The sequence below is a fragment of the Aeribacillus sp. FSL M8-0254 genome, assembly GCF_038008845.1.
Lineage (GTDB): Bacteria > Bacillota > Bacilli > Bacillales > Aeribacillaceae > Aeribacillus > Aeribacillus composti.
In genome coordinates this window covers 1990439-2012127 of the sequence record NZ_JBBOZY010000001.1, presented here as the reverse complement: position 1 = coordinate 2012127, position 21689 = coordinate 1990439, and the positions used below count along the sequence as shown (strand labels likewise).

22 protein-coding genes are annotated in these 21689 nt (G+C 39.4%); 16 read left to right on the top strand and 6 right to left on the bottom strand.

Annotated elements, in window-relative coordinates:
* Positions 1-19: 19 nt before the first annotated feature.
* Positions 20-484 (top strand): CcdC family protein, encoded by a 465-nt coding sequence (locus NSQ44_RS09690; protein WP_063387697.1) that lies wholly within the window; start codon positions 20-22, stop codon positions 482-484.
* 737 nt (positions 485-1221) lie between these two features.
* Here NSQ44_RS09690 and NSQ44_RS09685 read toward each other — a convergent pair.
* The 3 genes from NSQ44_RS09685 to NSQ44_RS09675 all read right to left on the bottom strand — a co-directional run bounded on the left by NSQ44_RS09685 (position 1222) and on the right by NSQ44_RS09675 (position 2695).
* Positions 1222-1647 (bottom strand): DUF2621 domain-containing protein, encoded by a 426-nt coding sequence (locus NSQ44_RS09685; RefSeq protein ID WP_340856888.1) that lies wholly within the window; start codon positions 1645-1647, stop codon positions 1222-1224.
* Between the two features lie 66 nt (positions 1648-1713).
* On the bottom strand, positions 1714-2031 hold the full coding sequence (locus tag NSQ44_RS09680) for a hypothetical protein (RefSeq protein WP_063387695.1): 318 nt from the start codon (positions 2029-2031) through the stop codon (positions 1714-1716).
* Positions 2032-2554: 523 nt separating this feature from the next.
* Positions 2555-2695 carry a small acid-soluble spore protein P gene (locus NSQ44_RS09675; RefSeq protein ID WP_063387694.1) on the bottom strand — a complete coding sequence of 47 codons (141 nt, stop codon included), beginning with the start codon at positions 2693-2695 and terminating at the stop codon, positions 2555-2557.
* A 154-nt stretch (positions 2696-2849) separates the two neighbouring features.
* Here NSQ44_RS09675 and NSQ44_RS09670 point away from each other — a divergent pair, with 154 nt between their 5' ends.
* The 9 genes from NSQ44_RS09670 (at position 2850) to NSQ44_RS09630 (ending at position 10880) form a co-directional block, all read left to right on the top strand.
* On the top strand, positions 2850-3113 hold the full coding sequence (locus tag NSQ44_RS09670; protein ID WP_063387693.1) for a hypothetical protein: 264 nt from the start codon (positions 2850-2852) through the stop codon (positions 3111-3113).
* 244 nt (positions 3114-3357) lie between these two features.
* Positions 3358-6084, top strand: a complete 2727-nt coding sequence (gene acnA / locus NSQ44_RS09665) for an aconitate hydratase AcnA (RefSeq protein WP_340856885.1) — start codon at positions 3358-3360, stop codon at positions 6082-6084.
* A 158-nt stretch (positions 6085-6242) separates the two neighbouring features.
* On the top strand, positions 6243-6752 hold the full coding sequence (locus NSQ44_RS09660; RefSeq protein ID WP_340856882.1) for a redoxin domain-containing protein: 510 nt from the start codon (positions 6243-6245) through the stop codon (positions 6750-6752).
* A gap of 688 nt (positions 6753-7440) precedes the next feature.
* Positions 7441-8898 carry a group II intron reverse transcriptase/maturase gene (gene ltrA, locus NSQ44_RS09655; RefSeq protein ID WP_232515578.1) on the top strand — a complete coding sequence of 486 codons (1458 nt, stop codon included), beginning with the start codon at positions 7441-7443 and terminating at the stop codon, positions 8896-8898.
* A gap of 230 nt (positions 8899-9128) precedes the next feature.
* Positions 9129-9269 (top strand): FbpB family small basic protein, encoded by a 141-nt coding sequence (locus NSQ44_RS09650; protein WP_082829475.1) that lies wholly within the window; start codon positions 9129-9131, stop codon positions 9267-9269.
* Positions 9270-9342: 73 nt separating this feature from the next.
* The gene (locus NSQ44_RS09645; RefSeq protein ID WP_063387690.1) at positions 9343-9486 is read left to right on the top strand and encodes an acid-soluble spore protein N; all 144 of its coding nucleotides are present in this window, start codon (positions 9343-9345) and stop codon (positions 9484-9486) included.
* Positions 9487-9648: 162 nt separating this feature from the next.
* The gene (tlp, locus tag NSQ44_RS09640; RefSeq protein WP_063387689.1) at positions 9649-9870 is read left to right on the top strand and encodes a small acid-soluble spore protein Tlp; all 222 of its coding nucleotides are present in this window, start codon (positions 9649-9651) and stop codon (positions 9868-9870) included.
* Between the two features lie 272 nt (positions 9871-10142).
* Positions 10143-10568, top strand: a complete 426-nt coding sequence (locus tag NSQ44_RS09635) for an acyl-CoA thioesterase (RefSeq protein WP_063387688.1) — start codon at positions 10143-10145, stop codon at positions 10566-10568.
* A gap of 3 nt (positions 10569-10571) precedes the next feature.
* Entirely contained in the window at positions 10572-10880 is a 309-nt protein-coding gene (locus NSQ44_RS09630; RefSeq protein WP_340856880.1) for a hypothetical protein, read from the top strand.
* A gap of 130 nt (positions 10881-11010) precedes the next feature.
* Here NSQ44_RS09630 and NSQ44_RS09625 read toward each other — a convergent pair whose 3' ends face one another.
* Complete coding sequence (locus NSQ44_RS09625) at positions 11011-11301, bottom strand: HesB/YadR/YfhF family protein (RefSeq protein ID WP_063387686.1); 291 nt, start codon at positions 11299-11301, stop codon at positions 11011-11013.
* Between the two features lie 72 nt (positions 11302-11373).
* Positions 11374-12528 (bottom strand): CapA family protein, encoded by a 1155-nt coding sequence (locus NSQ44_RS09620; protein ID WP_340856876.1) that lies wholly within the window; start codon positions 12526-12528, stop codon positions 11374-11376.
* Positions 12529-12752: 224 nt separating this feature from the next.
* Here NSQ44_RS09620 and NSQ44_RS09615 point away from each other — a divergent pair, with 224 nt between their 5' ends.
* The 3 genes from NSQ44_RS09615 (at position 12753) to NSQ44_RS09605 (ending at position 15802) form a co-directional block, all read left to right on the top strand.
* Positions 12753-14018, top strand: coding sequence for an ammonium transporter (locus NSQ44_RS09615; RefSeq protein ID WP_340856872.1), 1266 nt, complete (start codon positions 12753-12755; stop codon positions 14016-14018).
* Between the two features lie 66 nt (positions 14019-14084).
* A complete protein-coding gene (locus tag NSQ44_RS09610; protein ID WP_340856870.1) occupies positions 14085-15062 on the top strand; it encodes a DUF294 nucleotidyltransferase-like domain-containing protein in 978 nt (325 codons plus the stop codon).
* Positions 15059-15802 (top strand): exonuclease domain-containing protein, encoded by a 744-nt coding sequence (locus tag NSQ44_RS09605; protein WP_340856865.1) that lies wholly within the window; start codon positions 15059-15061, stop codon positions 15800-15802. The genes NSQ44_RS09610 and NSQ44_RS09605 overlap by 4 nt, the downstream gene beginning before the upstream one ends.
* Positions 15803-15821: 19 nt before the next feature.
* On the opposite strand, the gene plsY is transcribed toward NSQ44_RS09605, so the two are convergent.
* Complete coding sequence (gene plsY, locus NSQ44_RS09600; protein ID WP_063387681.1) at positions 15822-16418, bottom strand: glycerol-3-phosphate 1-O-acyltransferase PlsY; 597 nt, start codon at positions 16416-16418, stop codon at positions 15822-15824.
* Between the two features lie 155 nt (positions 16419-16573).
* On the opposite strand from plsY, the gene NSQ44_RS09595 reads away from it, so the two are divergent.
* From NSQ44_RS09595 to parC, 3 genes are all read left to right on the top strand, one after another.
* Positions 16574-16981: a CoA-binding protein gene (locus NSQ44_RS09595; protein ID WP_063387680.1), complete on the top strand. Its 408-nt coding sequence runs from the start codon at positions 16574-16576 to the stop codon at positions 16979-16981.
* A 194-nt stretch (positions 16982-17175) separates the two neighbouring features.
* Positions 17176-19098 (top strand): DNA topoisomerase IV subunit B, encoded by a 1923-nt coding sequence (parE, locus tag NSQ44_RS09590; RefSeq protein ID WP_094246508.1) that lies wholly within the window; start codon positions 17176-17178, stop codon positions 19096-19098.
* 25 nt (positions 19099-19123) lie between these two features.
* Positions 19124-21553, top strand: a complete 2430-nt coding sequence (parC, locus tag NSQ44_RS09585; protein WP_340856861.1) for a DNA topoisomerase IV subunit A — start codon at positions 19124-19126, stop codon at positions 21551-21553.
* The last annotated feature ends 136 nt before the right edge of the window (positions 21554-21689 follow it).

The window sequence follows — 21689 nt, the reverse complement described above, 5'->3', positions numbered from 1 at the left end:
AATAAAAGGATGGTTCTGCATGGTCATTTGGTCTTCTATTACGGCTGTATTAATGGGTATTGTCGTAATTATGATCAGAACAAAGGCTGCTAAAAAGCCGGCGACAGCGAAAAAAATTATTTTGCCTCCGATCTTTATGAGCACTGGAGCCCTTATGTATTTATTTCCGCAATTCCGCATAACGCCGATGGAAATTTTGGAGGCGTTGACAGTCGGGCTGATTTTTTCGATTTTTTTAATAAAAACCTCTACTTTTGAAGTTCGGGGAGAAGAAATCTATTTAAAAAGGTCAAAAGCTTTTGTTTACATTTTGATTGGTCTGTTAGTTGTACGAATTCTGCTAAAATCTTATTTAAGCGCGTCTATCGATGTTGGCGAATTAAGCGGTATGTTCTGGCTGCTGGCTTTTGGAATGATTGTTCCTTGGAGAATTGCGATGTTCATTTCGTATAAAAAACTGAAAAATCAACTGAACGGAACGTAAAAAATACATATAGCTGCCGGCTGTTTAAAGCAGGTTACCGTTTATTCCATATAAATAAGCCTTTCGGGACAAATCCCCGAAAGGCTTATGTTTTTGGTGCGCCCGGCATGTACATGAACTATAGGGTGTAAGTCCCGAACCCCGAAGACAGAAGTAGAGGTTAGCTCAACGAAAGGGTGTCCGTGGTGACGCGGAATCTGAAGGAAGCTGGAGGCAAAACACCGGTCCGAGGAACACGAACCTCATATAAGGCTAGGTATGATTGAGTGAGTTTGCCAAACAAAACAAAGCTCTTTCTGTCGAAGGTCATATCGAGTAAATGAGGCGGATAGATGGTGTGAAAGTGCATGTACTTACCCGGGGAGGTCTGGCGGATAGGTGAAATGCGCTTCATAACCTACTTAGTGATAAGTAGCTGAACCGTCAGAAGTCAGCAGAGGTCATAGTATTAGTTGGTCTAGAACAACTAAGAAGGACCGAACAATTAAGAGAGAATAGCCCTTGGCATTCAGTGAGTCATGATGAACACAGAAAACGTAGTACCTCACTTGAGGAAGGAAGCGGTGAATCCCGTGGGAGACCTCTTGGAGGGTGGAGTGACCACTGGCATAAAGAGAACAGCTATTCACGGAAGTTATAAAGACTTGCGTCAATCATCTTAATTGAACCGCCGTATACGGAACCGTACGTACGGTGGTGTGAGAGGACGGGAGTTAATCGCTCCCTCCTACTCGATTTTAAAAGAGTGCTTCATATTTGGAATAGTCGATATTTTTTTCTTTTAGTCTTTTAATTAAAAATTTATGGTCCCGTTTTGGAGTTGCGATAATATAGCCTCGAATGACTAAATCTTGCGTAATAGATGGAGCTTTTTCTTCTAATGCCAGTTGACCGATTTTTGCTGCGATTTTTTGTCTGGCAACATCGCGGAAAAGCTCTGGAACCGGTGCAACCAATTCTTCTAACAACGCCTTTTGTTCCTCTGACCATAAATGCCGAGTCTGTTGAATATAATACTCTTCCCAATCAAGTTCAGATTTTCCGTCTTCTTTCGGCAGCCGTTTCAAAAATTTGCGAAACATGAAGAAGCCGCCAATCGATAACATAGTTATAAGAAAACCAACCCATATGAGAATAAACCATAAAAACCAGCCTTCAAGCATGTAATCACCCCCATCGCCTTAACATTTCCATTAATTCGTGCACTTCGGCGAAGTTGATGAAAACCGTTAAGGATTAATCGACTCATATGCATCTATCAATTCTTTTACAGCACGTCTTACAGCTTCTAATTTCTTTTTATGACGGCCGACAGAAAAGCAGTCATTAATTTCCGCGAAAACTTGGTATTCAACTGCATCACGGTAAATACTGATTTTAATATCGCCTGATTTGGAAGGATAAATTAACATTTCATATAAACGCCCGTTCATGACAGCCTCCAGACTTAAAAATTTTATATTATCAATATCTGTCATTTGCTGAAAAAAAGCTTCCATTTTCACCTTACTATATTTTATGATAGATTCCACTTTCATTTCAATCATTTGTCATCAACTTTTTATTATTAACAAAAACATTGTTCTAAATGAAAAATAGATATAACTTAAAAATTCGTCGTTAAAGAAAAACCATAAACGAAGGATTTCCGCAAGACATAATATGTAGAAAAGACGTGTATAAATTCAAAACTGCGGCAGTCCAGAAAGTCAAATTCTCATTGAAAACATAAACATCATTTCAACATTTCTATAAGATGAAAGGGGACGTCTATAAGCCGAAGAAAGACTTATGATATGCTTAAAAGCCATAGTATGACAAGAGTTGGACGATGCATTGATAACGGCCTAATGGAATCTTTTTGGGGAACCTTATAATGTGAAAGAGGGATATGAAACGTTTGAAGCGTTACAACAGACCATTAAGGAATATTCAGTTTTATAATAACGAACGTTATCAAAAAAATTAAACGGCTTAAGCCCATTAGAATGTAGAGCTCAAGCCGCTTAAAGCATTTTTATTATTTCCGCTGTCTACTTGGGGACATTTCAATTAAACATCCCCATTTTTTTATAAATCATGCTCCGAGTTATGTTTTTGGCGGCTATGATTTCGATTTTTTATTTTTTTCGATCCAGATAACGGCTCTGGCTGTCCCTTCCGATTTTGAACGTTTTGTTTTTGATCATTTTGTACTTGATCTTTTGCCATATACATCGCTCCTTAATATTTCATAGTAAAGAATAGCATTGTTATCTTTCGTCGTTTAGTTTGAATGTTTTTGAAATCATTCATTCATTTTAGAATAAATTGATTTCTTGAAAAAAACACTATAGAAGATAAAAAAACGAAAGGAGTGCTATATTTGCCGTACCATAAAAATAAAAAACAAGCATTTGATGCAGTGCAACAAGGAATGGTGGAAGTTCATAAAGTACATGTCAATCTAACGAAAAACAGTTCTGATTATGGACATCAGCTAAAGCATCTTCGCCAGGAAATTAATGAGGCGTATGAACAAATTCAAAATGCATTGGAAGTTGCATCGGAAACGCAGAGAAAGCATTTAGAACAGTACAAGCGCGATTTAGATCGAATTGTGCAGGAAGTGAATTTGGATGAGACTTGAAAGCGGCGGAGCTTCTGTCGTTTTTCACTATTTTTTCTCTTATACGAACGTTTTCATTAGCAAGAAAAATTATACTGAAAATATTTAAATTTTTTAGTGAAATAAGCATTTCTTATAATAATTGATAACATCATTGATATTTACTTATCATAAAAAGTATATTAAGATTTAAATGTGTGATGTTTAAAGTGGGGAGATATTCGGCATTTTTGTCGAAATTACGTTTAAAGGGGGATAAAATGACATGTCACAGCAACAGTTAGAGAAAAATGACGTTTTCCGTGCAAGAAAAAGCTTTTCAATTAACGGAAAAACGTACAACTACTATTCATTAAAAGCGCTAGAAGATGCAGGAATTGGTCAAGTTTCCCGTTTGCCTTATTCAATCAAAGTTCTTTTGGAATCAGTCCTGCGCCAAGTGGATGGACGAGTTATTACAAAAGAACATGTTGAAAACCTTGCGAAATGGGGAACAGATGAAATTAAAAATTTGGATGTTCCATTTAAACCATCTCGTGTCATTTTGCAAGACTTCACCGGCGTTCCTGTTGTCGTTGATTTAGCTTCATTAAGAAAAGCGATGGCTGACATGGGCGGAGATCCACAAAAAATCAATCCGGAAAAGCCTGTTGATCTTGTTATCGACCATTCTGTTCAAGTGGATCGTGCCGGAACAGATGATGCGCTGCAATATAACATGAATCTTGAATTCGAACGAAATGCTGAAAGATATAAATTTTTAAATTGGGCTCAAAAAGCATTTGACAACTACCGTGCTGTTCCGCCAGCAACAGGTATTGTCCACCAAGTAAACTTGGAATATTTAGCAAGCGTTGTCCATGCGGTTGAAGGTGAAAATGGAGAATACGAAACATATCCTGATACGTTAGTTGGAACAGACTCCCATACAACCATGATTAACGGACTCGGTGTTTTAGGTTGGGGTGTCGGCGGAATCGAAGCTGAAGCTGGAATGCTTGGACAGCCTTCCTATTTCCCTGTACCTGAAGTCATCGGAGTAAGACTTGTTGGCGAGCTGCCTAACGGAACAACAGCAACAGATTTAGCCCTTAAAGTAACTCAAGTACTGCGTCAAAAAGGCGTGGTAGGAAAATTTGTGGAGTTTTTCGGCCCTGGTGTTGCAAAGCTTCCGCTTGCTGACCGTGCTACTATTGCGAATATGGCGCCTGAATACGGAGCAACATGCGGATTTTTCCCTGTTGATAATGAATCGCTTGAATATTTGCGTTTAACTGGTCGCGATGAAGAGCATGTAAAAGTAGTGGAAACATATTGTAAAGAAAACGGTTTATTCTTCACGCCTGAAGCAGAGGATCCTATTTTTACGGATGTAGTTGAAATCGATCTTTCTCAAATTGAAGCAAATCTTTCCGGTCCGAAGCGTCCTCAAGATTTAATTCCTCTTTCAAAAATGAAAGAAGAATTTCATAGAGCTCTTACAGCTCCGCAAGGAAACCAAGGATTTGGCTTGCAGCCGGAAGAACTTAATAAGGAAGTAACGGTTGAATTTGCGAATGGCGAAAAAACAACAATGAAAACGGGTGCAGTCGTTATTGCGGCGATTACAAGCTGTACGAATACGTCAAACCCATATGTTTTAGTAGGCGCTGGTCTCGTTGCAAAAAAAGCTGTTGAAAAAGGATTGACTGTTCCGAAATATGTAAAAACATCATTAGCACCTGGTTCAAAAGTTGTAACCGGTTATCTTCAAAATTCTGGCTTAATGCCTTATCTTGAAAAATTAGGGTTTAACCTTGTCGGTTACGGATGTACAACTTGTATCGGGAACTCTGGACCGCTTGCAGATGAAATTGAAAAAGCGATCGCTGAAAATGATTTGCTCGTCACATCTGTTCTTTCTGGAAACCGGAACTTTGAAGGCCGTATTCATCCGCTCGTGAAAGGTAACTATTTAGCTTCACCGCCTCTAGTTGTTGCTTATGCATTAGCAGGAACTGTTGACATTGATTTACTGAATGATCCAATCGGAAAGGATCAAAACGGAAGCGATGTTTACTTTAAAGATATTTGGCCTTCAATGGAAGAAATTAATGAAGTTGTGAAACAAACTGTTACACCAGAATTATTCCGTAAAGAATATGAACGTGTATTTGATGATAACGAACGCTGGAATGCCATTGAAACTACAGATGAGCCATTATATCAATGGGATGAAGAGTCTACTTATATCCAAAATCCGCCATTCTTTGAAGGATTGTCTCCTGAGCCTGGTAAAGTAGAACCGTTGAAAGGTCTTCGCGTTGTTGGAAAATTCGGTGATTCTGTCACAACAGACCACATTTCTCCAGCAGGTGCGATTGGCAAAGATACTCCTGCAGGCCAATATTTGTTGTCTAAAGGTGTATCGCCTAGAGATTTCAACTCTTACGGTTCAAGACGCGGAAACCACGAAGTAATGATGCGCGGTACGTTTGCAAACATCCGCATTCGCAACCAAATTGCACCAGGAACTGAAGGCGGATATACAACGTACTGGCCGACAGGCGAAGTAATGTCTATTTATGACGCTTGCATGAAATATAAACAGGACGGAACAGGACTTGTTGTACTGGCAGGAAAAGATTACGGAATGGGAAGCTCTCGCGACTGGGCTGCTAAAGGAACGAACTTATTGGGAATCAAAACGGTTATCGCTGAAAGCTTCGAACGTATTCACCGTTCTAATCTTGTTCTTATGGGTGTTCTTCCGCTTCAGTTTAAAGAAGGCGAAAATGCGGATACACTTGGTTTAACCGGTAAAGAAGTATTGGATGTTCACATTGATGAATCGGTAAAACCGCGCGATTACATCAAAGTAACGGCAACTGATGAGAACGGAAACAAAAAAGAGTTTGAAGTATTAGTTCGCTTTGACAGCGAAGTTGAAATTGATTACTACCGACATGGCGGAATTTTACAAATGGTATTAAGAGAAAAATTAAAAGGATAATAATTGAAAAAAAGCGGGAACTGTTCATAGTTCCCGTTATTTTTTGGCTAAAATTAGACAATTGATATGAAATACTGTTTTTTTCACAAAAATAATATATGATGAAAATGGGCATCTTTTCGCAATGCTATCGTATTGAATCAGAGGTGTTATCGTTTATGAAACAAAAGCTTGCTGTTTTTTTATTAATCGTATTAGCAGCGATTGCAGTATGGCAATGGATCAATTCCCAGAAGGAAACAGTCGGTTTAGAAATAGGAAACAAAGCTCCGAATTTTGAAGTGACGACTTTGGATGGAGAAAAGAAATCGCTTTCCGATTTTTATGGAAAAAAAGTACTTTTAAACTTTTGGGCCACTTGGTGTCCACCATGTAAAAAAGAAATGCCGATCATGCAAAAAATATATGAAAAGCATCAAGATGAAGTAACGATTGTCGCGGTTAACTTTACTGCCAGTGAGAAAAGTTCAAAAGATGTTGAAAATTTTGTTCAACAGGCTGGATTTACGTTTCCGATATTACTTGATCCAAAAAATAAAATGAACAGTGGATATAAAATTCTTACATATCCGACGTCATTTTTTCTTGATGAAAATGGAGTCATACAAGATAAAGTAGTGGGAGAATTAAATGAAAAAACGATAAAAGAAAAACTGAACCTGAAATAAAAAGACGCTGATTTCCTTTCGGGAATCAAAAAGAATCGGCTGACTTTGCCGATTTTTTCTGTGCGACGGGCAGTCGTACTTTGTGTAGGGATTCTACACTGAATGAGTCGTTAAAGGCTGGAGCACGATACCTATGGTAAACACGGCTCTGAATAACCTGGAAGACTCATTTTTTCTCGAAGGTGAAAGTCCTTCCACTGGAGTGCTGATACAACCAGTGAAGACTAATCTAGGGCATCATCGTGAGGTGGTGTCTGAAGGAGATGCGGAAAGTCGAGAGACCCGTAGTCGGTTAGGCAGACCCAAATGCATAAGCGTGAAGCACAGCGGCAGGGTAAGTTGACGACCATGCGGAAATAATGGGAAGTCCTCTACTGAGAGTAGTGGTCTCTGTTCGATAAATCAGCTGAATAGAGATGGCTTATCAAGTGATGGTGCTGGGTATGCTTATAAGGAAGGTACGATGACCCCGTGAGGTCTCCATTCTACCTTAGGGACATCCATCTATAAGGGCAATCCGAAATGATGAATGTGAATGGAGAAGTCAGACGTTCCCATAGTACGGAAGTAGTATTTGGACCAAACCAAGTATGAACGGAAGGGGAACGACCTTGTGGCTCTACATCTGTAAAGGTGTGTAATGCGAACAGGAAACGATACTGCGGTAAAAACGAACTGAATGTACACAATGAAAGGTGTGGAATATGCAATGAACCGTGCGTTAACTTTAAAATGGCATAGTATTTATGGACAAATTCTCTTTGACAGGAAATTAAAAGCAGCCTGGGATAAGGTAGAAGCGAACGGTGGGTCTGGCGGTATCGATGGTGAAACGATAGACAGCTATCGATATAACTTAGATGAGAATCTAAACTCACTTTTACAAAAGTTAAGAAGAAAAGAATATAAACCTTCCCCAGTAAGAAGACATTACATTCCAAAGAAGAACGGCAAACTTAGACCTTTAGGAATCCCTAACATTGAAGACCGAATTGTCCAACAAGCTCTAGTAGATGTGCTACAACCGAAATTCGAAAATGGCTTTTTCCATAAATGGTCATGTGGTTATAGACCAAATCTAGGCGCGAAGCGCGTCCTACAAATAATCATGGCTAATATCGAACAAGGATATAACTACATTTATGATGCAGATATCAAAGGCTTCTTCGACAATATTCCGCATAAGAACTTAATGAGAGTGTTAAACAAATACATTGCGGATGGAACGGTATTAGACATGATTTGGAAATGGTTAAAAGCTGGATACATGGAGGAAGGAAAATACCATGCAACAGCTTCAGGAACACCCCAAGGGGGTGTCATTTCTCCACTACTTGCCAATATCTATCTAAATGAGCTTGATTGGATGTGGGCTGAGCACAATTTTCGATTTGTCAGATACGCAGACGATTTCCTGGTGTTTGCTAAAACAGAGGAAGACATCAAGAAAGCTGCAGAAGTCACGAAAGAGAAACTAGCGGAACTCGGTCTTGAACTCTCATCGGAGAAAACGAAATTTGTAGATTTCAATAATGACGATTTTGACTTCATAGGGTTTACATTTGAACATTGGCGAAAACGCAAAAAGGATGGTAAACCATACTATATCGCTAAACCAAAAGATGCAACTTGGAAAGATTTTCGTCAGAAAATAAAAGCAAAGACAAGGAAAACACTCACACTCAGCAAAGAGAAATGGCTTGGGCAGGTTAATCCAATCATTCGAGGCAAGGTAAACTATTTTCTGACGATCTATGAAGCAATTAAGGCAAATGCACAATTTGGATTTAAAAGTTCTTGCTTCTTTCAAGCATTTGGAAAAGAGTTATTAGCGATAGATGGTTACATACGAAAAAGGTTAAGAGTTGCCATGATACACAGTCATCCAAATCAAAGAAAAGGACATCTTATGAAAACAAAATGGAATAATGAATTCTTTGCGAGGATAGGTTTAATACCAGCATATTGGTATTACTATCATAAAATTTATGGATTTACTTTAGAAAATTACATTCAACGTATGAAAGAAAAACAACGAAAAGAACTCGAAAGACGTAAACAAAGAGCGAAAGAAGAGGGTCAAGAGTTTTACACTCCTGACCGTGTCCGTAAAATGCAATATGCGCAAAGGTTAGCGACGTATTAATTGTAACACATTGGTAAGCCGTATGCCTTAATAGGGCACGTACGGTTTGATGAGGGGGTAGCCTTGAAAGAGGTTACCCTACTCTATTTTTGCAAAAGAAGAGTTTTTTTGAAACGTATGAAATTTTGCATTATTGGTTATATTGTCATTAAACATTCAAATTTTCAACGGGAAAGTGTCGGAATATTTTGTACAATAAAAGTAACAGAGAAAAGAAGTGAGGGATAAAAATGAAAAAAACGAAAATTTCGTTTAAACAGCTTGTGTTGGAAAATAAGCAAAACTTGCTAAAAGACCGTGAAGCATTGAATGAAATTGAAGAAAGACTTGAAAAAAGGCTGGAAAAACGGCAATTGGAAAAATCGAGCTGATAGCAAACAGTCGTGTTTGACAGCATGTTTTCTGCTTTATTGGTAAACAATAAAAGCAGGAGGCGATTGTTTGATGACAAATTCAAATGATATCCAGTCTCATTTTAATCCGAATCATATCGGAACAAAACCGAGAGGATTCGGTGGAAACAAAGGGAAAAAAATGCAAAATAAGACGAATGAGCATCCTCAAGTGATTCAGACAAAAGGCGAGTAGGACATATGTCCACCGCCTTTTAATTTACATAATATAATTATGGTCCCATCATTTTTCTCCTTTTCATTGAGGAAACAGGTTCGTTTCATAATTTAACATCAAATGCACAAACTATATTTGAAATGGCGATAAAACAATTTTTCCCAGAAAGGAGAATATTTGATGCAAAATCGAACAAATCGTGATGACCGTTCCGACAATGTTGAAAAATTGCAGGAAATGGTACAAAATACGATTGAAAACATCGAAAGAGCAGAAGAAACATTAGAGTTTGCCAACGACAGAGAGCGTGAACAGATTGAGGCAAAAAATCGCCGCAGAGAAGAAAGCATTGAGGCGATGCGACAAGAAATTAAAGATGAAGCCCGTGAACGAAACTCCTAGCTTTCAATTTAGGTTGATAATTCCATTTTAGTTTTCGATTGCAAATGGAAATGTTATAATAAAATTGTTCATTGAAAATTTTTGCCTTCTAAATTCATTTGATGAACGGCCAACAATGGGACAAACTTTGTTGGACCGGCTTGAATAAAAAACAGACTCCGCAAAAAAATTTAAGTAAGAAAGTTGAAAAGGCCTAAAATAGAAAGCCTGTATCACAGACGCTGATGCAGGCTTTTTCGATCGATTTCATTTTTTGCAAGGGAGAGAAGCTTATGTTTGTTTCATCAAAAGAAATAGAAGTTCGTTATGCGGAAACCGATCAAATGGGTGTCGTGTACCATGCCAATTATATTATATGGATGGAAGTTGGACGGACGAAGCTGATCCAAGATCTTGGCTTTTCGTATGCAGCGATGGAGAAAGACGGAATAATTTCCCCAGTCGTGGATATTCAAATCGAATATAAAAAACCGATTACATACGGTGAAAAGGCAATAATACATACGTGGATTGAGAAATATAACGGAATTAAAACAGTATATGGATACGAAATTTTCAATTCTCATGGCGAATTGGCAGCAAAAGGTTTTTCCAGCCATGTTTGCGTAAAAAAAGAAACGTTTCGCCCAGTTGTATTTAAGAAATTATATCCTGAATGGCACGAAGCATATGTAAAAGCGATGAAAGAGGAGAGATAAAGATTGGCCTTTGGAATCAAGAAAGAGGAGCTTGCTGAGTGGAAGAAAAAAGTGCGGAAAGGGGAAATCGCCTTTTTAACGCATTATTGGTATGATGAACGGTTTCCGGATTATCATTCTGTAACAAAGGTTGGATGCAGCAATATAAAGCATTTAATAGAATGGGGAAATAAGAACGGTTTGAAAATGGAGTGGATCCATCATCATAAAGATTTTCCGCATTTTGACCTGCTGGGGGAAAAACAAGTAGAAATCCTGCAAAAATATCAGCTAACCGATCATTTAAGAAGATTTAAATTGCTGAAAAATTAAAAGATTTGACGGGCATTTTGTGGAAGTCAGATTTGAGTAAAAATGATGAGATGAAACAAGAAACCCAATCGGCAAATTAAATTTGCGGTTGGGTTTCTTTACTGACTATAGCATGCTTTTAATCGATTTGCTAATTTATAAGACGAACAACAGGTTCATGAATTTTTTCATCCAATTGAATGGTCACGTCATGATTGTCGAAATACCATAAATCATCATGTTCAACATAAAATGTAACCCCTAGTTTTTCGGCTTTTATTCCGATTTGATTTGGAGCTTCTTTTGCAATTCCAAGGGAAAATCCGCTTTGCACATGACCGCATCCGCCATATCGGACAAAGAAGCGGACTGCATCTCCCTCGTTTAACTCCAATTCTTCCTTGTACCATTTTGCTGCATCATCGGTAATATTCAGTTTCATTTTTGTCACTCCTAATATCAGCTTCCTGTTTACATTATATTACATGAAAAGCTTTCTTTCCATGAATAAACTCTACTGGATAGAGTTCGTCACTTCTTTCGTTTCCAACCATTGATGCATATGCTTCATCACTTTTTCATAGGCGTTTTTGTCGATTCGGTCCAGCAATTCAACATAATAATGATGATTTTTATTTTTGGTCACGTAGGTAGGGAGTAAACGCGGATTTTTCAAAGTCAGTGTCGTACCGTTAGCATCAGTCCGCTTAATTACATCAATCGAAAAAATCCCACCGATGTCTTTTCCATCTCCCTTTTGGCCAGACAAGAAGTTGCCTAACGAATACACAACGATACTCTTGTTTCCATTTTTTGCTTCCAGCCATTCGATCGGCTGCAATACATGAGGATGGTGACCGATGATTATGTCCGCTCCATGATCGACTAGCAGCTGTGCCCATTGTTTTTGAGCGTCGCTTGGAAAGGATTGATATTCTTCTCCCCAGTGCATGTTAACAATAGTTACATCAACTTGTCCATTTAGTGTGTCTAAATCCCTTTTCATTTTTTCTTCATCTATAAGGTTTACTAAATAGGGTTTATTTTTCGGAACTGGAATACCGTTTGTCCCATATGTATACGAAAGAAAGCCGATTTTCACCCCGTTGACCTGTTGAATTCTCCATGTATTGGCGTCCGCTTCGTTTTTAAAGCTTCCTACATACGGTAGCCCGATTTGTTCATAATGCTGAATCGCATTTAAAATACCTTTTTCTCCTTTATCTAAACTATGATTGTTTGCTGTTGAGACGAGATCAATGCCAGCATCTTTTAGCGCATCTGCCACTTCGAACGGGCTGTTAAACAACGGATAACTGGAGATTCCAAGTTCTGTTCCCCCAATGATCGATTCTTGGTTGGCGATGGCTAAGTCGCTTTTTGAGAGTAAAGGTTTTACTGTTGCAAACATTGGCTTAAAATTGTATGATTCGCTCCCAGTCCTCGCATCTTTAAAAAGCTGGCTATGTATGAGAACATCGCCTATTGCAGAAACAGTGACGAGCGATTCGGTCGGCTCCACTTTTTTAGGAGCAGCTTGTATAGATTGTGGCGAATCATCCGCATTTTCTTTTTTTACCGCGTTTTGCTCATTTGCCTGACCTTTGCTACCGCATCCTGAAAAAAGCATCAAACAAATAATTGCGAATATTAAGAAAACCTTTCTCATAAAACCCTCCTTAAATACTGTTTTTACTATCATAAACGTTTTGTCGAAAAAAATAAACTATTGTCTAATTTTGTTTATATGTTAGATTTCCTAACATACTTTTTCGAAAAATTATGGAAAATGAATTGACATTAAAATAAAACGGGTGTAAAAATAGAGATATACTTCTTATGTTATTTTTTATAACATAATTAAGAAGAAATAATTACATGGGAGGTTGTGCTATGGACTCATTAACGTTAATGAACAGTTTATGGGTGATGCTGGGAGCTATTTTGGTCATCTTTATGCAAGCAGGATTTATATTGCTCGAAGCGGGTTCTACACGAATGAAAAATGCCGGACATATTGCCGGAAAAACTGTTTTTACATTCGGAATTGCCTCCATTGTTTTCTGGGCAGTCGGCTATGGATTTATTTTTGGGAAGAACGGCAACTTTTTTGTAGGAATGTCTGACTTTTTTTATTCAGGATATGAAATAGATGGATTATCTCTTTCAACATCCGTCTTTTTTGTATTCCAGTTAGCCTTTGCCGGAGTTTCTCTCGCCATTGCCTTTGCTGGATTTGCGGAACGGGCGAAACTTTCAGTTTATTTAATTTTTTCTGTATTGTTTACCGCACTTGTTTATCCAGTTGTTGCTCATTGGATTTGGGGCGGAGGATGGCTGTCAGAACATGGAAAACAAGATTTTGCAGGTTCTACCGTTGTTCATTTGACAGGTGCAATGGCAGCTTTGGCTGCAACGATCTTGTTGAAGCCTCGGATCGGTAAATATAACAAGGATGGTTCTGTTAATAATATTTATGGACATAACCAAGTTTATACAGCTCTAGGCGTACTTATTTTATGGATTGGCTGGTTCGGTTTCAATGCAGGAAGCACGATTACAGTTGAGGATGGATTTTTTGGATTTGTTGCTTTGAACACGAATTTAGCTGCCGGAGCAGGAGCCGTAAGCGCCTTGATCATTTCATGGATCGCTGGCGGAAAAGCTGATATACCGACAATGTTAAACGGAGCGCTTGCAGGATTGGTCGCCATTACCGCATCTTGTGCATTTGTCGACACATGGGCTGCTGTCGTAATCGGACTAATAGCTGGAATTCTTGTATATTTTAGTATGAAGTTTTTTGATAAAGTTAAAATTGATGATCCGATTTATTGTTTGTCTGTTCACGGAGTAGCTGGTGTTTGGGGCACTTTATCAACTGGATTTTTTGCAACCCCTGAATTAGCAACTATTGGTAACCCTGGATTGTTTTACGGCGGAGGCTTTACGCAGCTCGGCATTCAAGCATTGGGAGTGTTTACTTCAGGTTTATACGCCTTTGTTGTTTCATTCGTCATCTTAGCTGTGATGAAAAAATTGCTCAATGGTTTGCGGGTGACAGAAGAAGAAGAAATGATCGGTTTGGACTTAAGCGAGCACGGAGTTTATGGGTATCCGGAAGCATTTGAATCCAAAGAACAAAAGCTTGGAAGCTAACCGCAAGAGCGTATGGATGATGTATCATCTGTACGCTTATTTATAAAAAAGGGGATTTTTATACACATGGGGAATCCTTACAAACAATTGAAGGAATGGCGCAACAGCCATTTGCAAAAAGCGAAAACAGTGACGGAATTAAACAGTATACACGATCAGGTTATGAAACAATCCTTCCATCTTTCTTTCGAGATTGTAAAAAAGAAATACGGCCCTGCGCCTTGTGAATTTACTTGGTTTTTAGTCGGAAGCGGCGGAAGAGGCGAGCAGGCGAAAATAAGCGATCAAGACCACGGACTCATTTTTCATTCCAATGAAAAAGAAGCTCTCGACTACTTTTTGTTGCTTGGAAAAGAAGTTTCATTCGGCTTGAACGTCATCGGTTATCCTTACTGCGAAGGAAATGTCATGTGTTCAACTTCTTTATGGTGCCGATCGGAACAAAGCTGGAGCAAGCAGATCAATAAATGGCTCCAGGATGAAACATTTGATTCTATCCGCTATTTATTAATCTTTTTTGATGCGCGTATGATCATCGGACAATCCGAATCGATTCATCGACTGAAAAACCAGATTTTCCAATATATTCAATATAATCCTGATTTTCTCAGTCGATTGTTAAACAACACAATGCATGTCAAAAAAGGGGTGGGTATTTTTCATCAGCTGCTTCCTGAAACATACGGCCCTCATTCAGGCGCTATTGATTTAAAACAGGCCGGGTTATTGCCTTACATTAATTCTGTCCGCTTATTGGCGATCAAAGAACGATTGTTGGATACGTCTACGCTGTCGAGGTTTCAGCTTCTGATGAAGCAGGAGTATTTTCGTCATGTATTATCTCCATATCACACATATTTTCAAGAATTAGTAACGATTCATTTTAAAAATTCATTAAAAGCGAACACATATGATGAAGTTCATTACCTCTCTTTAAAGGATTTATCAAAAGAAGAAAAAGGAAGGCTAAAAAAAATCATTTTAGGCGGAAAAAAATTGATGAATGAAACGAAATCCATCATTGAAAAGGGCGTTAATCCATGAAACTTCCATCTTTTTTTCACTTGATGAAGCAATTTCAGGGGAAAATGCAATCTTCAGCATTTACAGGTCTTGAAACGAATCTTCAGCATGCAGCGTTTTTGCGGAAAATGGAACAAGACTTAAAGCGGGAGGAAAGCTTGTCAACTCCTCTTCAGGAGCTGGACGTTGTTGTGCTTGATTTGGAAACAACAGGTTTTTTTCCGGAAAAAGGGGATCAAATTCTTTCGATTGGAGCAGTTAAAGTTCACGGCATGCAGATTGAAGAAAAGCATACATTTTACTCTTTTGTTCAGTATGAAGGGGAAATTCCCGTTGACGTAAAGAAATTGACAGGAATTGTTGAAGAAGACGTAAGAGCTGCTCCCCCTATATCGGAAGTATTGATTCGTTTTTATCAATTTGCAGAAAATCGGACGCTTGTCGCCCATCATGCCAATCATGAAAAAAATTTTCTTACAGAAGCTAATAAGGAGCATTTCCGCATTCCATTTAAACATCGGATTGTGGATACAGCCATGCTGTTCCAGCTCGTTCAGCGAGAACAAATTACCGTAAGTTTAGATGAATGCTGCCGGTTTTTTTCCATCCCGGTCCAAAAGCGTCATCACGCCTTAGAAGATGCAAAAATGACAGCCGCGATCTGGTGTGAATATGTAAAAATGTTTGTTGAATCAGGCTATAAAACGTTGATGGATGTGTTTATCAAACTATCACAATTAAAACAAGGAGCGAGAAGATGAGTTCCCGCTCCTTTCTATTTTACAGCCATTTCACTTTTGGCTCTGTTTTATTTATGATCCTTTTAATATTGGCTCTGTGCCGATAGAAAACAAAGGTTGCGAGGATCGCGACAATGATCATTAAAGCCGCATCACCGGTAAAAATGGTATAAACTAACGTATACAGTGCTGTAACCATAGAGGATAAAGAAACATATTTTGATACATATAAAACAAGAAAAAATACAGCAAGCATGGATAAAAAGAGTAATGGGCTATAAAAAAGCAGCACCCCTCCGCTTGTCGCCACGGCTTTTCCGCCCCGAAAGCCTGCGAAAATTGGATACATATGTCCTACAGCAGCCACCATTCCTGCAATGAGCGTCCATGCTTGGTGAAGGTCGCCACTAAGCAATACGGGGAGGCTAGCTGCGAGAGTTCCTTTTAAAATGTCTGCAACCGTAACAAACAGCCCGGCTTTTTTTCCAAGCACTCGAAAAGTGTTGGTTGCACCTAAATTTCCGCTTCCATGTTCGCGAATATCAATGCCGTATCCAATTTTGCCAACGATAAGTCCAAAGGGGATGGAACCAATTAAATAAGCTAAGATAAGGACTAAGATTAATAGAAAAGACATAATGAAACTCCTTTATACTCATGATTCTATTATTATTGTACACAATTGATTCGATCAGGACTATATTTTGTTGATAAAAGCCGTTTTAAAACTTTGGTGTTCGACGCTTTTACAGTTATAATAAAAGAAACATTGGAAGGAGTGAACAAATTTTCATGCAAAATCCAAGTCTGGACGAAATCCGTGATATTTTAAAAAAAAGTAAACGAATCGCTGTTGTCGGCTTGTCCAACAATCCTGAAAGAGAATCTTACCAAGTTTCACAAGCGATGCAAAATGCGGGGTATGAGATTATTCCTGTCAATCCAATGATCGATGAAGCCTTGGGTGTCAAAGCGGTCTCATCCTTAAAAGAAATTGAAGGCCATGTGGATATTGTAAACGTTTTTAGACGTTCCGAGCATTTATTAGATGTTGCGAAAGAATTTTTAGAAATTGATGCCGATGTTTTTTGGGCTCAACTAGGCTGCGTTAACGAGGAAGCATATCAATTATTAAAAGAAAAAGGTTATCCCGTTATCATGGATATGTGTATAAAAGTAGCGCATGCGTTAACAAAATAACAAATGTTTCCCCCATCAACTTGATGGGTTCTTTTTTTGAAGAAAGGTTTGAAACATACAACATTTGAGTAATACAATAATATACGTTGCCGTGTAAGATTGCCAAACGCAGGGAAACCATGTAAAATACAGTTTACAAACATCTGTTCTTGTTTTTTGAAAGGAGTTATTTGTTTGTGGGAAAAGCAAAGATAATGGAATACAATGACGATGCGATTCAAGTATTGGAAGGATTGGAAGCAGTAAGGAAACGGCCGGGGATGTATATCGGCAGCACGGATGCTAGAGGATTGCATCATCTTGTATATGAAATTGTTGACAATTCTGTAGATGAAGCATTAGCAGGCTTCGGAGACCATATCATTGTCAAAATACATAAAGATGAAAGCATTTCTGTTGCTGATAAAGGAAGAGGAATGCCGACTGGCATGCATAAGCTTGGTAAGCCGACTCCGGAAGTAATTTTAACCGTGCTTCATGCAGGAGGAAAATTCGGGCAAGGCGGTTACAAAACAAGCGGCGGCTTGCACGGAGTAGGCGCTTCAGTCGTCAATGCTTTATCTGAGTGGCTTGAAGTGACGATTAAACGGGACGGATTTATTTACAAGCAAAGGTTCGAAAAGGGCGGGAAACCCGTTACGACATTAGAAAAGATAGGAGAAACAAAAGAAACCGGTACGACAGTCCATTTTAAACCAGATCCTCTCATCTTCAGCACTACGACTTTTCAATTTGACATATTGAGTGAACGATTGCGGGAGTCTGCATTCCTCCTAAAAGGATTAACAATTGATTTGATTGATGAACGGAACAATGTTCAAGAATCTTATTGTTATGAAAATGGGATCGAATCATTTGTCGCATATTTAAATGAAGGAAAAGAAACTCTTCATCCTGTTGTCTTTTTCGAAGGTGAGCAGCAAGGGATTGAAGTCGAATTTTCTTTCCAATTTAATGACGGCTACAGCGAAAACATTTTGTCGTTTGTCAACCATGTGAGAACAAAAGACGGCGGCACACATGAAGCAGGCGCCAAAACTGCCATGACAAGAGTGTTTAATGAATACGCACGAAAGACCGGTTTATTAAAAGAGAAAGACAAAAACTTAGAAGGAACAGATATTCGTGAAGGGCTATCGGCAATTATCTCCGTCCGAATCCCTGAAGGACTTTTGCAGTTTGAAGGGCAAACGAAAGGAAAACTCGGTACAACAGAGGCGAGATCTGCTGTTGACACAGTCATTTCGGAAAAATTATCTTATTTTTTAGAAGAGAATGCGGAGATCAGCACCCTCCTGATTAAAAAGGCGATAAAAGCGCAAGAAGCAAGAGAGGCGGCAAGAAAAGCGCGCGAAGAAGCAAGATCAGGAAAAAAACGAAAAAAATCTGAAATGTCTTTAAGCGGAAAGCTTACGCCTGCTCAATCACGGAATCCAAAGAAAAATGAATTGTTTCTTGTGGAGGGGGATTCTGCGGGAGGATCAGCGAAACAAGGTCGGGATAGAAGATTTCAGGCTGTTCTGCCTCTGCGCGGAAAAGTGATCAATACGGAGAAGGCGAAGCTGCAGGATATTTTTAAAAACGAAGAAATCAATACAATTATTCATGCAATCGGAGCTGGCGTCGGTGCTGATTTTAACATTGAAGATTGCAACTACGACAAAGTGATCATTATGACGGATGCTGATACGGATGGCGCCCACATCCAAGTGCTTTTATTGACTTTCTTCTATCGATATATGAAGCCGCTCATTCAGGCAGGGAAAGTCTATATTGCGCTTCCGCCTTTATATAAAGTAAGCAAAGGCAGCGGCAAATCCGAAGTCATCGAATACGCATGGAATGAGAAGGAGCTGTCCGCTGCCATTAAGAAGGTCGGCAAAGGCTACACAATCCAACGATACAAAGGGCTTGGAGAAATGAATGCGCCGCAGCTATGGGAGACGACGATGAATCCTGAAACACGCACTCTCATCCGCGTCCGGATTGATGATGCAGCAAGAGCGGAAAGAAGAGTGACAACCTTAATGGGTGACAAGGTTGAACCGCGTCGACAATGGATCGAAAAAAATGTGTCTTTTGGTATTGACGAAAATGACAACATGTTCGAAATTTAAAACAATGTGCTAGAGGAGGAGCAGCATGGAAGCTCAACAACGTTATGTCGATTTACCCCTTGAAGATGTGCTGGGCGACCGTTTTGGACGGTACAGCAAATACATTATTCAAGATCGCGCGCTTCCGGATGTTCGCGACGGACTGAAGCCGGTGCAGCGGAGAATTTTATACGCGATGCTGATGGACGGAAATACGCATGATAAAGGATTTCGAAAAGCGGCCAAAACAGTCGGGAATGTTATCGGGAACTTCCATCCGCATGGAGATTCTTCTGTATATGAAGCGATGGTTCGGATGAGCCAGGAGTGGAAGGTTCGCAATGTTTTAGTGGAAATGCACGGAAACAACGGAAGCCTTGACGGCGATCCTCCTGCCGCCATGCGTTATACGGAAGCACGGCTGTCCAAACTTGCTTCCGAGCTTTTAAAAGATATTGAGAAAAATACAGTCGAGTTTGTACCGAATTTTGATGATACAACGAAAGAACCCGTCGTTCTCCCCGCGATGTTCCCAAACTTGCTTGTCAATGGTTCAACAGGGATTTCAGCCGGCTATGCAACTGATATTCCTCCGCATAATCTCGGCGAAGTCATTGATGCTGTGATTATGCGAATGAATCATCCGGATTGCACAGTTGAGGAATTAATGGAAGTGTTAAAAGGCCCTGATTTCCCGACTGGAGGAATCATTCAAGGAATCGACGAGATTAAAAAAGCATATAAAACAGGAAAAGGAAAAATTGTTGTTCGCGGCAAAGCGGAAATTGAAAAAATCCGAGGCGGAAAAGAGCAAATTGTCATTACAGAAATTCCGTATGAGGTCAATAAAGCAAACTTAGTAAAAAAAATAGATGACCTTAAGTACGAAAGAAAAGTGGACGGAATCGCCGAGGTGCGCGATGAAACGGACCGGACAGGTCTTCGCATCGTCATCGAACTGAAAAAAGATGCCGATGCTGAAGGAGTTTTAAATTACTTATATAAAAACACAGATTTGCAAGTTCCATATAACTTTAATATGGTTGCAATTCACCGTCGGCATCCGAAATTATTAAGTCTGCCTGAATTGTTGGATGCTTACATCGAACACCGAAAGGAAGTCGTGATTAACCGATCGACTTTTGAGCTCCAAAAAGCTCAAGAAAGGGAGCATGTCGTAAAGGGATTAATCAAAGCTCTATCCATCTTGGATGAAGTGATCGCTGTTATTCGTGCTTCAAAAGATAAACGGGATGCGAAAGATAATTTAATTAGTGAATTTGCATTTACTGAACCGCAGGCAGAGGCGATTGTCTCGTTGCAGCTGTACCGTCTGACAAACACTGATATTACAGCGTTGAAAGCGGAAGAAGAAGAGCTTGAGAAAAAAATCAAGGGGTTAACAAGCATTTTGGAGGATGAAAAAAAGCTTTCCAAAGTCATTCAATCCGAATTAAAACAATTGAAAAAAACATTTGCCGATGAGCGGCGGACGAAGATTGAGGCGGAAATTGAATCCATTACTATCAATATGGAATCCCTCATCGCAAGCGAGGATACAATTGTTACTGTGACAAAAGACGGCTATGTGAAACGTACGAGCTTGCGGTCGTATACCGCATCAAACGGAAAAGATTTCGGCATGAAGGATTCGGATCGACTGTTATGCCAGTATGAAATGAACACAACAGATGTTCTTCTCTTATTCACAAACAAAGGAAATTATTTATATTGTCCTGTTCACGAGCTTCCGGATATTCGCTGGAAGGATATTGGACAGCATATTTCAAGGACCATTCCGATTGATCAAGATGAACGGATTGTACAAGGCATTCCTTTAAAAAGTTTTGACGAGGAGAAATTTTTCTTGTTTGTTACGAAAAAAGGCATGGTGAAGAAAACGGAAATTCGCCAATATAAAGCTCAGCGATACTCCAAGCCGCTTGTTGCGATCAATTTAAAAGACGACGATGAAGTGGTTGCGGTTCATATAACTGATGGAACAGGATTGATTTTGTTATCCACCCGTTTTGGATACGGTCTTTTATTTCACGAAGAAGAAGTGAATATTGTCGGCTCCCGTGCAGCAGGAGTCAAAGGCATCCAATTAAAGGAAGGCGATGCAGTCGTTTCTGGACTTGTGTTTGCTGAGAAACATGTTAACGATCAAAAGCTCGCCATTGTCACGCACAGAGGCGCTGTGAAAATGATCAATATCGGGGAAATCGAACGAACACAACGAGCCAGAAGAGGATCAATGCTGTACAGAGAGCTGAAAACAAACCCGCATCGGACAGCGGCCATCTTACTCGTCAACGGAAATGAGAATTTGGTATTGGAAACGGAGAAAGGTATCAGGGAAATAGTACCTCTTTCCAATGTGAAGGTGACTGATCGATACAGCAACGGTTCCTTTTACATAGATAAAGAGGAGGCAGGAGAAGTCGCTGATAGCTGGCTGGAAACGGAAGCATAAAAGATGATCACCCCTATCCGGATTTAGTGAGGATAGGGGTTTTTCACTCGAATACAGTGATATTTTGCTTCATTGGCGGTTTAGGAACAGGTTCTGAAAGAAGACCGCTTGGTCTCGATCAGACATATTATTCGGA